The organism is Pseudomonas sp. DE0010, from assembly GCF_007680745.1.
GTDB classification, from domain to species: Bacteria; Pseudomonadota; Gammaproteobacteria; order Pseudomonadales; family Pseudomonadaceae; genus Aquipseudomonas; species Aquipseudomonas parafulva_B.
Genome location: NZ_VEJQ01000008.1, coordinates 164,718 through 179,154, shown reverse-complemented (window position 1 = coordinate 179,154; position 14,437 = coordinate 164,718). Strand labels below are relative to the sequence as shown.

Below are 14,437 nucleotides of genomic sequence, written 5' to 3'. Positions count from 1 at the left end.
ACCCCTTATCAGCTGAAGGAGAAGATCATGTCCTTTGTTGGTGTTGATATTGCCAAGCGAACTTTCGACATTGCCACACCGCTTGCCAATGGCAAGGTCCGCACCAAGGCCAGACTGACCAACGATTCAAACGGGTTCCAACAGTTCGAGGCCTGGCTGCAAACCTATGCCGAGCCGGGTGCCTGGGTAGTAATGGAAGCCACCAGTGTCTATCACGAAGCGCTGGCCGAATACCTGCATGCTCGGGACTATCGGGTCTGCGTCGTCAATCCAGCTTCGATCGCAAAGTTCGCCGTACTTGAGCTGCGACGCGTCAAGACCGACAAAGCCGATGCCAAGATCATTGCTGCCTACGCTCAGCACAAAGGTGATTCGCTGCGCCAGTGGGCGCCTGAGTCAGAGGCTCAGAAACGGCTGCGGGCGCTGGTGCGCCGCCTGGACGACTTGAAGGAAATGCAGCAGATGGAGCAGAACCGCCTGGAGGTAGCGCCGCTGGCGGTGCAGCCATCGATCACGGCAGTGATTGGGCATATTGCCAATGAGATAAAGAAGACATGCGAGGCCATCAAACAGACCATCGATGACGACCCGGATCTGCGCGGGCGGCGCGACCTGATCACATCCATCAAAGGGTTGGGCGACACCACGGCGGCCTTGTTGCTTGCCGAGTTGGGCGATCCGCTGAAGTACAAAAGCCCTGCTTCAATCGTTGCATTTGCTGGGCTGAACCCGACGGTTCACCAATCAGGAGAAAAGGTTGGTCAGACGGCCATCTCGCGTGTGGGATCTTCCAGGCTGAGGGCGGGGCTGTTCATGGCTGGCACAGTAGCGATGCGCTACAACCCAGTGGTCAAGGCGTTGGCAGACCGGCTTCAGGCTCGGCGCAAAGCGTATAAACAGATCGTATGCGCGGCGATGCGCAAGTTGTTGTACCTGGTGTACGGCGTGGTGAAATCTGGAAAGCCGTTCGACCCTCAAATCGCGCTTGCGAGGTGAGGGTCAAGACGGTATCTACAGGTCCCGCATTCACTTGATGTTCAGCTTCTCAAGCGCTACGTTCAGCCGGCCCCTACCAGCACCGGCACCTGGACCTGATCGATCACCTTGGCACTGATCGAGGGGTCCAGCAGTCGCCCCAGCCGCGACAGGTGACGGTGCCCCATGATGATCAGTTCACATTCCAGTGCCTGGGCCCTGGCCACGATGACCTCCACAGGCTGACCGGCCACCATGCAGCCCTGGCAGGTGAAGCCTGCCTGCTGCAAGGCACGGACCGCCTCGCCCAGGGCATGATCGGCCTGTTGCTGTTCCTCGCACGCGGCAGGGTACTGCGCTTGTTCGTCGGCCGTGTAGGGCGCCGGTTGTTCGTGCACGGCAAAGGTGGCATCGATGGCCAGCAGTACATGCAAGGTATGGTCTTCAGGACGACACCAGTGGCGGGCCAAGGCGAGCAGCGCTTGAGTGGCAGGGGAGGCGTCGATGGCAATGAGCACGGGGCTGGGCATGCGGGATCCTTTATCGTGAGTGGTGGCTCGTCTTCCGGCATGGGGCCGAACCTGCTGCTGCCATTCTCGACCTCAGCTGCGCTGCGAATAAAGGCCCTGCCACGCACGAGCACATTGCGTCGGACGCAATCGAGCAACCTGCTAACATCGCCGTTTCCCAACGTCGTCTCGGAAAACGGCCATGCAACTCCCTGACATGAACCTGCTGGTCGCCCTCGACGTGCTGCTCGATGAAGGCAGCGTGGTAGGCGCGGCACAACGCATGAACCTCAGCCCAGCCGCCATGAGCCGCACGCTGGGGCGCATACGCGAGGCCATGGGCGACCCCATCCTGGTGCGCGCCGGTCGCGGGCTGGTGCCAACGCCACGGGCCCTGGCCCTGCGCGAGCAGGTGCATGGCCTGGTTGAGCAGGCCGGGCAGGTGTTTCGCAGCCGTGAAGGCGTCGACCTGTCCAAGCTGCACCGTGCCTTCAACGTGCGTACCAACGACTTGTTCATCGCCCTCTACGGGGCCAAGCTGCTGCGCATGATGCTGGCCGACGCGCCCAATACCGTGCTGCGCTTCGTGCCCGAAGGTAGCAGTGACGACGATGCCATGTTGCGCAACGGCCACATCGACCTGATCGTCAGCTCCTCCGTGGAGCTGGGGCCGGAGATCAAGGTGCAGAGTTTGTTCAGCACCTATTTCGTCGGCCTGGCGCGCATGGAACATCCTGTCTTCGACCAGGACATCACCCCTCAACGCTTCGCCGCGTTCCCACAGATCAGCGTGTCGCGTCGCGGCCGTGCCAACGGTCCGATCGATGTGGCCCTGGCCAACCATCGGGTGGAGCGCCGGGTGGCGCTGATCACCACCAGCTTTCACTCGGCGATGTTCTCGTTACCCGATTCGGACCTGATACTGCCGATTCCGGCCAACATCCTGAACAGTGTCCAGCGTCTGAAGCTGCCCCTGCGCGCCTTCGAGATTCCCGTACCGCTTGAAAAAGTGAACGTGATGCAGGCCTGGCACCCACGTTTCGACAACGACCCGGCCCACCAGTGGCTGCGTCAGACGATCAAGGCGTGTACCCGAAGCGATCCCTGAACAGGCCATCGTTGCGTTTGGCGCAATATAAAACTGCCAATAATTCAGTTTTCGTCAGCATTTACCCTGCCTAAAATCGCTCCAGTCGTAAAAGTGTTGCTGGAGATGTCTCTAAATGAATGCCGTTTCTGCCCCTGCTAGCGGGCTGGCTGCCACGCCTGCACCGACCGCACCTGCACAGGGCGCGTTCGGCCTGCAGGTGGTGGTCGGGCTGTTCGGCGTGTTGCTGGCGGTGCTGTGTGCGGGCCTCAACGAGTCCGTGACCAAGATTTCCCTGGCCGATATCCGCGGGGCCATGGCTATCGGTGCCGATGAGGGGGCCTGGCTGCTGGCGGTGTACAGCGCAGCCTCCGTCTCGGCAATGGCCTTCTCGCCCTGGTTGGCGACTACCTTTTCCCTGCGGCGCTTCACCCTGGCAGCCATCGGTGCCTTCGCAGTGCTGGGTCTGCTGCAACCCTTCGCCCCCAACCTGCACAGCCTGATGCTGCTGCGGGTGCTGCAAGGGCTTGCCTCGGGGGCACTGCCGCCGATGCTGATGAGCGTCGCGCTGCGCTTCCTGCCCCCTGGCATCAAGGTCTACGGCCTGGCGTGCTATGCCTTGACTGCCACCTTCGGCCCCAACCTGGGTACACCGTTGGCCGGCTTGTGGACCGAATACGTCGGCTGGCGCTGGGCGTTCTGGCAGATCATCCTGCCGTCGCTGGTGGCCGGTGGCTGTGTGGCGTGGGGGCTGCCGCAGGACCCATTGCGCCTGGAGCGTTTCAGGCAGTTCGACTGGCGTGGTGTGCTGCTTGGGTTACCGGCGATCTGCGGTATCGTGCTGGGGTTGTCTTTGGGTGATCGCTGGGGCTGGTTCGATTCGCCGTTGATCTGCTGGCTGCTGGGCGGTGGGCTGCTGTTGTTGGTGCTGTTCATGTTCAACGAGTGGTCCGAGCCCTTGCCGTTTTTCCAGCTGCGCTTGCTGGGCCGGCGTAATCTGGCCTTTGCCCTGTTGACCGTCGCGGGCGTGCTCATCGTCCTCTCGGGTGTGGGTAGTTTGCCGTCCGCCTACCTGGCACAGCTCCAGGGCTACCGGCCCGCCCAGACCAGCCCGCTGATGCTGCTGGTGGCCATGCCACAATTGATCGCCCTGCCGCTGACCGCCGCGCTTTGCAATATCCGCGCAGTCGACTGTCGTTGGGTGCTGGGCATCGGCCTGGGGATGCTGGCCGCCTCCTGCATCGGCAGCAGCCTGCTCACCAGCCAGTGGATTCGCACCGACTTCTACCCGTTCTACCTGTTGCAGGTGTTCGGCCAGCCGATGGCGGTGCTGCCGTTGCTGATGCTCTCGACCACGGGCATGAGCCCCCAGGAAGGCCCCTTCGCCTCGGCCTGGTTCAACACCGTCAAGGGCTTGTCCGCCGTCGTGGCGGGCGGGCTGCTCGATGCCCTGGGCACGCTGCGCCGGCATTTCCATTCCAATCACCTGGTCGACAGCCTGGGCAATGCCCCGTTGCTGGACGACCACGCTGCCAGCCTTGCCAGGCGCATCCATGACCAGGCGCTGGTACTGACCTCGGCCGACCTCTACCTGGTCCTGGCCGTCATTGCCGTGGCCCTGATCTGCCTGATTCCTGTCATGCCCACCCGGGTCTATCCGCCGCGTGCGGTGGCCTGACCCCTGTCTGAATTCGAGAAACGCCAAATGACCACCCACCGTAAAACCCTGTTCATCGGCGCTGTGCTGGCCGTGGCCGTGCTGGCCGCCCTCGTGGGCCCCTGGCTGCTGGGCAGCGACCACCGGCAGAGCACCAACGACGCCTACGTGACCGCCGACTACACCGTGGTCGCGCCCAAAGTCGCCGGCTTCATCACCCAGGTGCTGGTCGAGGACAACCAGCAGGTCAAGGCCGGCCAACTGCTGGCCACCATCGATGCCCGCGACTACCAGGCTGCCCTGGACGCTGCCCAGGCGCAGCTGCTGGTGGCCCAGGCCCAGAGCACCGATGCCCGTGCCACCCTCGACCGCCAGGACGCGCTGATTGCTCAAGCCCAGGCAGCGGTGAAAGCCGCCGAGGCCGAGGCGGCGTTCGCCGATCATGAAGTTCGCCGCTACGGGCGCCTGGCCGAGCAGGGCGCCGGTACCGTGCAAAACGCCCAGCAGGCACGCAGCGCCGTGGATCAGGCCCGTGCTCGCCTGGCCAATGCCCGTGCAGCTTCGGTAGCTGCACGCAAGCAGGTGGACATCCTCGCCGCTCAGGTCGCCAGCGCCGATGGCCAGCTCAAGCGCGCCGAAGCCGGGGTGGAAAAGGCCCGGCTGGACCTCTCCTATACCCGCATCACGGCGCCGGTGGACGGTATGGTCGGTGAGCGCGCGTTGCGCATCGGGGCCTATGTCAACCCCGGGGCGCGGCTGTTGTCGGTGGTGCCCCTGCAGCAGGCCTATGTGGTAGGCAACTTCCAGGAAACCCAGTTGACCCACGTGCAGCCCGGTCAGCCGGTCAGCATCAGCGTCGATACCTTTGCCGATGAACGACTCCGTGGGCACGTCGAAAGCATCGCTCCGGCCACGGGGGTGACGTTCGCCGCGGTTAAGCCGGACAATGCCACCGGCAATTTCACCAAGGTGGTGCAGCGCATCCCGGTGAAGATCGTCTTCGATGACGGGCAGCCGTTGTTGACGCGCTTGCGTGTGGGCATGTCGGTCGAAGCGATCATCGACACGACCAGCGACACCCAAGGCGATAAGCTGGCCGGTAGCGAGGTGACGGCCCGATGAACATCGCCTACGCGCAGAGCCCTGCACCCGCCGGCCCACAGGCAGCCCGTTCATCGCGGCCCATCACGCGTTTGGGGGGCAAAGCCCCTGCGGCCATAGTGCTCGCTGCACTGCTCACGGGCTGTACCCTTGGCCCGGACTTCCAGCAGCCCGATACCCACGCGCCCCAGCAGTGGGACCGATTGGAGGGTGAACACGCGCCCAGCCAACCTGTAGCCGAGCCCATGCAGTTGCGCTGGTGGGACAGCTTTCACGACCCACGGCTCAGCGCACTGATCGAACAGGTCGCCGCGCGCAACCTCGATCTGCAGATCGCCAGTGCCCGCTTGCTGCAAAGCCGTGCGCTGCGCAGCACCGTGGCCGCCGACCAGCAGCCGTCGGTGGACGCCAATGCAGGCTACAGCCGTGCCCGCAACAGCGCCGAAGGGCTGAGCGACCCCTCCGGCAACGCGGGCAAATCGGCTTTCAACCTGTGGCAGGGTGACTTGGTAGCAGGTTGGGAGCTGGATGTCTGGGGCCGTGTGCGGCGTCAGGTCGAAGCGGCCGACGCCAGTGTCGAGGTGGCCGAGAACGACCGAAACGGCGTCCTGCTGGCCCTGCTCGCCGAAACGGCCGGTGATTACATCCAGCTGCGCGCGGTGCAGCATACGTTGCAGGTGACCGAGGACAACCTCAAGGTCGCGCGGCACAGCCTGAAGTTGTCCGAAGACCGTCAGGCCGAAGGCGTGGCCACCCGGCTCGACGTGGCCCAGGCCAACGCCCAGGTCGCCTTGATCGAGTCGCGCCTGCCCACTTTGCAGGCGCGCCGTGACGATCTGATCAATGCCTTGAGCCTGCTGGCGGCCGAGCCCCCACGCAGCTTGCAGGGCAGCCTGCTGCAAGCCGGTGAGCTGCCCGCCCCGCAGCAGACGTTCGCCATCGGCGTGCCGTCGGAGCTGGCCGAGCGTCGTCCGGACATTCGCCAGGCCCAGGCGCGCCTGCATGCTGCCACGGCCAGCATCGGCGTGGCCAAGGCAGATTTTTATCCACGTATCCGGCTGTCTGGCAACGTGGGTTTCCAGGCCATGCAACTGGCTGACTTCGGTGCTTGGGATGCTCGCCGCTTCGCCTTCGGGCCGCAGCTATCGCTGCCGATTTTCGAAGGCGGTCGCCTCAAGGGCACCTTGGCCCTGCGCCAGGCGCAGCAGCAGGAAGCGGCCCTGAACTACCGCAAGGTGGTGCTGGGGGCCTGGCATGAAATCGATGATGTGCTGCGCCTGTACAACGCCAGCCAGCTGCGTCGCGATCGCCTCGCCGAAGCCGTGCGCCAGAACCGCATCGCCCTGGAAACGGCCCAGCGTCAATACGTGGAAGGCGCGGTGGATTTTCTCAATGTACTGACCGTGCAGTCGGCCTTGCTGGCCAGCGAAGAGCAGTGGATCGACAGCGCTGCCGCGGTATCCCAGGCGCTCGTGGGGCTGTACAAAGCGCTCGGCGGAGGGTGGCAGGCATTCGACAAGGTCTGAACGCGCAGGCTCGTGACCGACCTACAACGTTCGTGACAAGCCAAACCGTTTGCGCAGCACCTTGTCCAGTAAACGCTGCGGCACCAGGCGGGCCATCAGCGGCAGGGCCGTGCTGCCATTGCCCAGCCGCACCCGTGCCGGCACTGGCGAACGCTGGGTCGCTTTCAGCACGCCTTGGGCAAAGGTCGCCGCCGGTGTCGGCCTGTCGAGCGAGGCGCGGGCCCGGGCTTGGATGTGTTCACGCAGTGGCCACCACGGCGATTGCGGCGCCAGCACCTGCTGCGCCTGCTGCTGAGCGTGGCTGGCGAACTGCGAGGCGATGGCCCCAGGCTGCACCTCCATCACGCGGATGCCGAACGGCGCCAGTTCCAGGCGCAGGGCGTCGCTCAGGGCCTTCACGGCAGCCTTGGAGGCGCAGTAGGCGCCGGCGAACGGCGTGACCAGCACGCCGGAGACACTGCCGATGTTCACCACCAGGCCTCGGGCGCGACGCAGCTGAGGGAACAGCGCGCGTGTTACGCCGACCAGCGCGAACACGTTTGTCTGGAACTGGCGCTGCAGGGCGTCGACCCCGCCATCGAGCAGCGGCCCCATGGCGCCGTAGCCGGCGTTGTTGATCAGGATGTCCAGTGCCTCGAGTTCCTGCGCGAGCAGGGCCAGGGCGTGTGGGTCGTTGACATCCAGTTGCCGGGCAACGAAACCCGCAGCGGCCAGGCGCGCCACGTCTTCAGCCTGGCGGGCGGTGGCCCAGACCTGATGGCCGGCATCGCGAAACGCATCGGCCAGGGCGCGGCCAATGCCGCTGGAGCAACCGGTGATCAGGACTGTCGACATGCAGAAGGCCTTTGGGTCTGGGTGGAGGGGCAGCGGGTCTGCGCGGAGTCGCCAACGGGTCGCCAGCCGTTGGGTGTCGACAAGGAGTCAGTTGGCAAAGCTGCCTTGCAGGTGCTCGGCCCTGAATTCCAGCGTCTGTGCACGGTAGCCCGAGCGCAGCGCAGGCAACGGCAGGCAATCGGACCACTGCGCGCCCGGCTGCAATTCGCCAGGCCCGCGGTAGCGCGGTGCATTGTAGGTATTTTCTGCCAGGTTGACTGTGTCGCCTGGCGCATAGGCCGCCACACGCCAGCGCAGCTCGGTGAGCGGCACCTTGTTGCCGTTCTTCAGGGTGACCTGCAAGGGGCGGTCGGTGGGGCATTGGGTGGGGGCATAGGCAAGGCGCATGTCCAAGCGGGCCAGTTGCGAGGTTTCGCGAGTGTCCTGCCAGATGACGAACAAGGCCACCAGGCCCAGCCCCCCCACGGCGGCCAGCGAAATCGGCAAGGCCTTGGCAGGGTAGCGCAGCAACAGCACCAGCCAGGTGAGGATAAGGAGAGCGCCGATGATCATGAGCCTTGCAGACCTTGGTTGCGCGAGGGTTGAAGCATCGTAGCGTGAAATGGGGCAAGGCTCAAAAGGGCAGGGGTTGGCCGGCTGTGGATTGAGGAAGGTGAGGTGGGGCTCAAGTGCCGGAGCGCGAATCAGCCCCGGGACTTCAGCCCCACATCACCGCGCAATCACTGCGACGCAGCCTTGACCGCGCCGCCACACGGCGCGGACTCGGACGTTCGCCCGTACACATCCTCGAACCGCTCGATGTCATCCTCGCCCAGGTAACTGCCCGACTGCACCTCGATGATTTCAAGCGGGATCTTGCCGGGGTTGCGCAGGCGATGCACCGACGCGATCGGAATGTAGGTCGACTGGTTTTCGGTCAGCAGGAATACCTTCTGATCGCACGTCACCTCAGCCGTACCGGATACCACGATCCAGTGCTCGGCGCGGTGATGGTGCATCTGCAACGACAGGCTGGCCCCTGGCTTGACGGTGATGTGCTTGACCTGGAAACGCCCGCCCATGTCCACCGAATCATACGAACCCCACGGGCGATACACTTCCAGGTGGTTCTGGGTTTCGCTGCGACCCTGGGCGTCCAGGGTCTTGACCATCTGCTTGACGCCCTGGACCTTGTCCTTGTGGGCAATCATCATGGCGTCCTTGGTTTCGACCACCACGATGTTGTCCAGCCCGATCACCGACACCAGCTTGCCGTTGCCGTGAATCATGCAGTTGTGGCTGTCCTGCACCACCACGTCACCCTTGGTGACATTGCCGTGGTCATCCTTTTCGTGCACATCCCACAGCGACGACCAGCACCCCACATCGCTCCAGCCGGCCGACATCGGCACCACGCATGCCCGCTGGGTCTTCTCCATCACGGCATAGTCGATGGAGTTGTCCGGGCAACAGGCGAAGCTGGCTTCGTCGATGGTCAACGTGGTGCCATCCACCTGGCTGCGCTCGAGCGCCAGCAAACAGGTGTCGTAGATGTCCGGGTCGTGCTTTTTCAGCTCTTCGAGAAAGCGGCTGGCACGGAACAGGAACATGCCGCTGTTCCAGAAATACCCCCCGGCCTTGACGAACTCGATGGCCCGCTGCTCGTCTGGCTTCTCGACGAACTGCGCCACCCGCGCCACACCTTCGGGCAGCAAGGCATCCTGGCTCGAACGAATGTAGCCATAGCCGGTTTCAGGCTTGGTCGCCGGCACCCCGAACAGCACCATCTCGCCCCGCTCGGCGGCCACCGTGGCCAGGGCCAATGCCCGCTGCAGCGCCTTCTGGTCATCGATGACATGGTCAGCAGGCAGCACCAGCATCAACGCGTCACGCCCTTCATTGACCAGTTTCATGGCGCTCATGGCCACCGCTGGCGCCGTGTTGCGCCCGAACGGTTCAAGCAGGATGCCCTGGGTCTGCAGGTCGAGCGCGGCCAGCTGCTCCTGCACGATGAAGGTGTGCTTCTTGTTGCAGACCACAATGGGGACGTCCATGCCTTCGAACATCAAACGTTCGAGTGTCTGCTGGAACAGCGTGTGTTCGCCGGTCAGGGCCAGGAACTGCTTGGGGAACTGCTTGCGCGACAAAGGCCACAGACGCGAACCGCTACCGCCAGAAAGAATTACCGGGATCATCGTGTTTCTCCAATCGTCATCGAGGGCAGGGCAATCAGTTGCTGCTCACAGGGCGGGTGACCCATACCGGCGACAGCGTGCTGCCGGAACCGGTGACATACAGCACGGCCGCTTCGCCGCGCTCCAGGGCCACGGGTTTCACATCGCCAACTTTGCGGTCGCCCTGGTACAGCGCCAGGCCCACCTTCACGGGGTTGATTTCACGCTCGCCGCGGCCATTGGCGGCGACCGGCTTGACCACTTCGGTCTTGCCATCGGCGGTTTTGAGCGCCAGCGTCTGGTCGCTCAAGTTCTGTACCCGCACCAGCGCTTTCTGCTTGTTCTTGAACGGTGGCTCCTCGATCAGTTGGGGCGTGCCGGCAGGGCTGTTGACCAGGGTGTAGTACTGGTCCGAGGCCAGCTTGACCGGTACGCGCTTGCTGCCGACCTGAGCGGTGTAATCGCCGCCTGGCAGGAAACTGAAGTCGCTGCTGGCCTGGGGGCCGACCGGCTTGATCTGCGTGTTGCCGACTGACGCGCCAGCCGGCGCGCTGCTTGCGTTGTACAAGCGCACGAAGGTCGAGCCCTTCGGCGCGCTCGGGCCGTAAAGCGCCGCGTCGGCGCCTGCATAAGCCTGCACTGAAGCCAGGGACAGGCCGGCCGCGAGGGTCAGGGCTTTGGCGATGGAAGATGGAGTTGTCATGGGCATTGCCTCTTTCGGTCAGTGGGTGGTTCGGGTGGCCGTCAAGGCCAAGTTGCCTTCGCCTTGACGCGAGTGCTTGAGCTGGGCGACCCAGTGCGGATCGATACCGTCGAGTTCAGGTTTCATGGGCAGGTAGCGCTCCGGAAATTCCCACACCACCACCTGGGGGGCGGCATGCTTGAAGGCATCGCTTTGCAGGTACTTGAGCATCGGGCGCAAAGGCCCGTGGCCGTCCTCGGCGTAATTGGCCACGTCGCTGTGCAGCGCCTGCTGCAAGGCGCCCACGAAGTTCCAGCGGGGGTTGGCGCTGTAGCTGGTGCCCACCAGCGCCACGGGTATCTGCTGGTCGGCGAACAACGCATCCGCCGCGTCGGCTTGAGCTGCAACAGGGCGGGTGGTGCGTTGCTGGAGGGTGTCCGGCGGCGGCAGCAGGTGGCTGAACAAGGGGTCCAGTGGCAGGAAGTTGGTCAGGTCGCCCTTGTACGGCGCACTGCCCTGGGCCTGGGTAACGAAGGTTTGTGGGCTAGCCTGGAGCAGACGCTGGCGGCTGACCGCCGCAGCCAGCGCTTGTGCCGCCACTTCGGCGCCCAGGGGCGTCCAATGGGTATCGGTGCGCAGGAACACCTGGCCGCGGGCCTTGGCCTGCTCCAGCGCAGCCATCAGGTCAGGGGCGAACACATTGGCCTGGCGCGCCTTGGCATGAAACTGGTTGTACAGGTCCCCATGCAGGCTCGCCGGTCGTGTCTGGCCAAGGTGTTCCTCGTACACCCGTGCCTTGGCCGGCACGATGGCCAGCACCAGCTGGCTGCCGTGCCGTTGCAGGGTATCGCGCACGCCACGGATCAGCGCCAGGTTCTCCTGCATCAAGGGCTCGGCACCGGCGGTGGGCTTGAACTCTTCGTCGCTGAACAGCCACTGGTCACGCCCCAGCACCACCCCTGGACGTCCTTCGTGGAACAGCTTGAAATCCAGGGCGGCCCACACGTTGGTGCCCAGGCGCTTGATCGGGAACTCGGCGTCGTAGTGCTGTTCGGCGGCCTTGGCCAGCTTGCCGTCGAGCAGGCTCATCTGTTGGGTGCGTTCAAAGCCGGGCAGGCTTGAGGTCGACCACAGGCCCATGCCCGTCAACAGGCCGAGGAAAGACAAGCAGTAGGTCATGCGAAGTGTCCGGGTCATCACATCGGCCTCAGAACTGGAAGTAGAGAAACGGCGAGTAACTCTGCGCCGACAGCTTCAGGATCGAAGCGACGAACAGCAGCAACACCAGGGTTCGGGTCATCACGCGGGTCCAGCCCAGGCCGAGCGAGCCATCGCTGTTGATCTGCACCGGCGTGGCTGCGGGTGATGCGGTAGGCGTAGTCCGGGCGTTGTGGTAAAAATCGCGCAGGCCGAAGTAGGCAAGGGCCAGGTAGGCGATCACCAGGGTCGCCACCTGCAGGCCGGTCAGCTGGGCGCGGTTGAGTTCGGAAAGCTGCCAGTGGCCGAAGTTGAACATGGCGCCGTACATGCGCGCTGCGACGTGCAGGTTCTCGGCCCGGAACACCACCCAGCCCACCACCACCAGCAGGAAGGTGAAGGCCCACTTGACCGGGTTGAAGCGCTGCGGCTGGGTGTCGATGCCCAATGCCCGCTCGATCGCCAACCACAGGCCGTGCCAGGCGCCCCAAAGGATGTAGGTGAAGTTGGCGCCATGCCAGAGCCCGCCCAGCAGCATGGTCAGAAACAGGTTGCGGTAGGTGTTGAACGTGCCTTTGCGGTTACCGCCCAGGGTGATGTACAGGTAGTCGCGCAGCCAGGTGGACAGGCTGATGTGCCAGCGCCGCCAGAACTCGGTGATGGACTGGCTGATGTAGGGCTGGCGGAAGTTTTCCATGAAGCGAAAGCCCATCATCAGGCCCAGGCCGATGGCCATGTCGCTGTAGCCGCTGAAATCGAAATACAGCTGCGCGGTGTAGGCCAGCGCGCCCAGCCAGGCATCGCCGGTGGTGGGCTGCTGCAAGGCGAAGCAATGGTCTGCCACCACCGCCAGGGTATCGGCGATGAACACCTTCTTGACGAACCCTTGCATGAAGCGCGTGCAGCCTTCGGAAAACTTGTCCAGGGTATGGGTGCGGTGGTTGAACTGCTCGACCAGGTCCTTGAAGCGCAGCACTGGCCCGGCGATCAGGTGCGGGAAGATCGCCACGAAGGCGGCGAAGTCGATCAGGTTGCCGGTGGCCGGGGTATCGCCGCGGTACACGTCGATGAGGTAGCTGATGGACTCGAAGATGTAGAACGAGATGCCGATTGGCAGCAGCACATGGGTGAGGATGAACGGCTCCAGGCCGAACGAGGTGATGATCGCATTGAGGCTGTCGACGCCGAAGTTGGCGTACTTGAAATAGCCCAGAATGGCCAGGTCCACGCCAACGCCCAGCAGCAGCCAGCGCTGCGCAGGCTTGCTGCGCACACCGGCGGCACCGACGTTCAGGCCGATCCAGTAGTTCCACAGGGTGACGCTGGCGAACAAGGCGAGGAAGTCCACACGCCACCAGGCATAGAAGAGGTAGCTGGCGATCAGCAACAACGCGTTGCGATAGCGCTGCCCGCTCAGGTAGTACAAGCCGAGGAAGATCGGCAGGAACAGGAACAGGAACACGTTGGACGAAAAGACCATCCGGTTCTCCTCATGACTCACAGCATCCAGGGCAAAACGCCCCCCAAACCCCCCGCAGACAAGCGGGGGGCTACCTAGATTTGTGCAGGCGGCATGTCGTCACGACCCGCCGGCCCTTGCACGGTCATGCGTTATGGCTTGCGCGCTGCGCCTGGGTCATACACCCGCGTCATGTCGCCCCCCATGCGGAAGCTGTTGAACGGCTGCATGCCCTGCTTGCGCGCCAGGGTGTCGCCTACGCAGTGGTACAGGGCGCACCAGGGCTCCAGCCAGGCGTACTTGGTGTCGACCTTCAGGTCCTTCATGTCCTGTTTCTCGCCTGCGCGCTCGGCGAAATGACGCGGATCGCGGGCGCCGGCCAGTACCCCTTCGCCCAGACGCTGCAGGGCGAAATTGTTCTCGGCGCGCAGGTCCACGCCGTTGGCCTGGGCGAAGCTTGCGATCAACGCCAGTGGCGGCAGCGCATAGTTGTGGTAGGCCAGCGCGCGTTGCTTGCGCTTGATCTCGTTGGGCAGAAAGCCCTGGTCGTCGACCTGGTTGGCACCCACCTTGTATTGCTTCACCGCCCAGTCGAACAGGTCGCGGCGGTCGGTGGCCACGGCCGTGGCCATGACCGACCAGGCCGCCCAGTAGCTGTGGTTGTTGATCTTCTGCAGCGGCAGGTCGCTCCAGTCGCGAACCGTCTGCTGGGCCAGGCGAGCGAACCACTTCTCGATCAGTTCGGCCTCGGCCTGGTGCGCCGCCAGTGGCCTGGCGTTGGAGAACTTCAGGCGCAGCCATGACCCGCTCAGGCTGCCCAGCGCCCATTTGCGCATCGATTTGCCGGTGTGGTTGTAGTTCGTGGACATCAGTGCGTCGGCCCGTGCCCAGGTGCTCAGCCACGTCAGTGCGCAGTCCAGCTGCGCCGGTCGACCATCGCGCATGTACTGGGTGACGCTCTTGCTCACCCCCTTTTCCAGGGCAGTGATGTCCTGGGTTGAAGTCCGAAAGGCGTGCTCGGAAGCCACATTGAGCGTGGCCCGCGCCTTGTCCGAGCCTTCGTACTTGCTACGAAACTGCAGGGCTCCGGTATACGGCGTGGGCGGGGCCGCGCAGCGAACATCGCCGGTGCCGGTCTTGAGTTTCTCGATGCCTTCGTAGTAGCCCTGGGGCGGCACCAGCGCGGCCTGCGCGGCGCTGCCGAACAGGGCAAGGGCGAGCAGGGCGGGGCGCAGGATGAAAGTGCGGTAGGTCATG

General features: G+C 64.2%; 13 protein-coding genes. 5 read left to right on the top strand and 8 right to left on the bottom strand.

Annotated features, from left to right (window positions below; genetic code table 11):
• Nucleotides 1–996 (top strand): IS110 family transposase (locus tag FS767_RS08995; RefSeq protein WP_256674248.1); only part of this gene is annotated, 996 nt, incomplete at its 5' end.
• Nucleotides 997–1,058: 62 nt separating this feature from the next.
• On the opposite strand, the gene FS767_RS08990 is transcribed toward FS767_RS08995, so the two are convergent.
• Entirely contained in the window at nucleotides 1,059–1,505 is a 447-nt protein-coding gene (locus tag FS767_RS08990) for a universal stress protein (RefSeq protein WP_144964910.1), read from the bottom strand.
• A gap of 181 nt (nucleotides 1,506–1,686) precedes the next feature.
• On the opposite strand from FS767_RS08990, the gene FS767_RS08985 reads away from it, so the two are divergent.
• From FS767_RS08985 to FS767_RS08970, 4 genes are all read left to right on the top strand, one after another.
• Nucleotides 1,687–2,592 (top strand): LysR family transcriptional regulator, encoded by a 906-nt coding sequence (locus FS767_RS08985; RefSeq protein ID WP_058604906.1) that lies wholly within the window; start codon nucleotides 1,687–1,689, stop codon nucleotides 2,590–2,592.
• A gap of 115 nt (nucleotides 2,593–2,707) precedes the next feature.
• A complete protein-coding gene (locus FS767_RS08980) occupies nucleotides 2,708–4,249 on the top strand; it encodes an MFS transporter (RefSeq protein ID WP_144964909.1) in 1,542 nt (513 codons plus the stop codon).
• A gap of 27 nt (nucleotides 4,250–4,276) precedes the next feature.
• The gene (locus FS767_RS08975; RefSeq protein ID WP_144964908.1) at nucleotides 4,277–5,350 is read left to right on the top strand and encodes an HlyD family secretion protein; all 1,074 of its coding nucleotides are present in this window, start codon (nucleotides 4,277–4,279) and stop codon (nucleotides 5,348–5,350) included.
• The gene (locus FS767_RS08970) at nucleotides 5,347–6,855 is read left to right on the top strand and encodes an efflux transporter outer membrane subunit (RefSeq protein ID WP_144964907.1); all 1,509 of its coding nucleotides are present in this window, start codon (nucleotides 5,347–5,349) and stop codon (nucleotides 6,853–6,855) included. The genes FS767_RS08975 and FS767_RS08970 overlap by 4 nt, the downstream gene beginning before the upstream one ends.
• Before the next feature lie 21 nt (nucleotides 6,856–6,876).
• Here the strand turns inward: FS767_RS08970 and FS767_RS08965 are convergent, their stop codons facing one another.
• From FS767_RS08965 to FS767_RS08935, 7 genes are all read right to left on the bottom strand, one after another.
• A complete protein-coding gene (locus tag FS767_RS08965) occupies nucleotides 6,877–7,689 on the bottom strand; it encodes an SDR family oxidoreductase (protein ID WP_144964906.1) in 813 nt (270 codons plus the stop codon).
• A gap of 87 nt (nucleotides 7,690–7,776) precedes the next feature.
• Nucleotides 7,777–8,241 carry a multidrug transporter gene (locus FS767_RS08960; RefSeq protein WP_144964905.1) on the bottom strand — a complete coding sequence of 155 codons (465 nt, stop codon included), beginning with the start codon at nucleotides 8,239–8,241 and terminating at the stop codon, nucleotides 7,777–7,779.
• A 167-nt stretch (nucleotides 8,242–8,408) separates the two neighbouring features.
• Nucleotides 8,409–9,863, bottom strand: a complete 1,455-nt coding sequence (locus tag FS767_RS08955; RefSeq protein ID WP_144964904.1) for a mannose-1-phosphate guanylyltransferase/mannose-6-phosphate isomerase — start codon at nucleotides 9,861–9,863, stop codon at nucleotides 8,409–8,411.
• A gap of 34 nt (nucleotides 9,864–9,897) precedes the next feature.
• Entirely contained in the window at nucleotides 9,898–10,545 is a 648-nt protein-coding gene (locus tag FS767_RS08950; RefSeq protein WP_058604912.1) for an alginate O-acetyltransferase AlgF, read from the bottom strand.
• Nucleotides 10,546–10,563: 18 nt separating this feature from the next.
• A complete protein-coding gene (locus FS767_RS08945) occupies nucleotides 10,564–11,721 on the bottom strand; it encodes an alginate O-acetyltransferase (RefSeq protein WP_144964903.1) in 1,158 nt (385 codons plus the stop codon).
• A 10-nt stretch (nucleotides 11,722–11,731) separates the two neighbouring features.
• A complete protein-coding gene (locus FS767_RS08940) occupies nucleotides 11,732–13,201 on the bottom strand; it encodes an MBOAT family protein (protein ID WP_144964902.1) in 1,470 nt (489 codons plus the stop codon).
• Nucleotides 13,202–13,332: 131 nt separating this feature from the next.
• A complete protein-coding gene (locus FS767_RS08935) occupies nucleotides 13,333–14,436 on the bottom strand; it encodes a mannuronate-specific alginate lyase (RefSeq protein WP_100850907.1) in 1,104 nt (367 codons plus the stop codon).
• Nucleotide 14,437: the final 1 nt, after the last annotated feature.

Coding starts and splice junctions, on each gene's coding strand:
- FS767_RS08935 (WP_100850907.1), bottom strand. CDS start 14,436: ATGACCTACCGCACTTTCATCCTGCGCCCCGCCCTGCTCGCCCTTGCC.
- FS767_RS08945 (WP_144964903.1), bottom strand. CDS start 11,721: ATGACCCGGACACTTCGCATGACCTACTGCTTGTCTTTCCTCGGCCTG.
- FS767_RS08955 (WP_144964904.1), bottom strand. CDS start 9,863: ATGATCCCGGTAATTCTTTCTGGCGGTAGCGGTTCGCGTCTGTGGCCT.
- FS767_RS08940 (WP_144964902.1), bottom strand. CDS start 13,201: ATGGTCTTTTCGTCCAACGTGTTCCTGTTCCTGTTCCTGCCGATCTTC.
- FS767_RS08975 (WP_144964908.1), top strand. CDS start 4,277: ATGACCACCCACCGTAAAACCCTGTTCATCGGCGCTGTGCTGGCCGTG.
- FS767_RS08980 (WP_144964909.1), top strand. CDS start 2,708: ATGAATGCCGTTTCTGCCCCTGCTAGCGGGCTGGCTGCCACGCCTGCA.
- FS767_RS08965 (WP_144964906.1), bottom strand. CDS start 7,689: ATGTCGACAGTCCTGATCACCGGTTGCTCCAGCGGCATTGGCCGCGCC.
- FS767_RS08960 (WP_144964905.1), bottom strand. CDS start 8,241: ATGATCATCGGCGCTCTCCTTATCCTCACCTGGCTGGTGCTGTTGCTG.
- FS767_RS08950 (WP_058604912.1), bottom strand. CDS start 10,545: ATGACAACTCCATCTTCCATCGCCAAAGCCCTGACCCTCGCGGCCGGC.
- FS767_RS08970 (WP_144964907.1), top strand. CDS start 5,347: ATGAACATCGCCTACGCGCAGAGCCCTGCACCCGCCGGCCCACAGGCA.
- FS767_RS08990 (WP_144964910.1), bottom strand. CDS start 1,505: ATGCCCAGCCCCGTGCTCATTGCCATCGACGCCTCCCCTGCCACTCAA.
- FS767_RS08985 (WP_058604906.1), top strand. CDS start 1,687: ATGCAACTCCCTGACATGAACCTGCTGGTCGCCCTCGACGTGCTGCTC.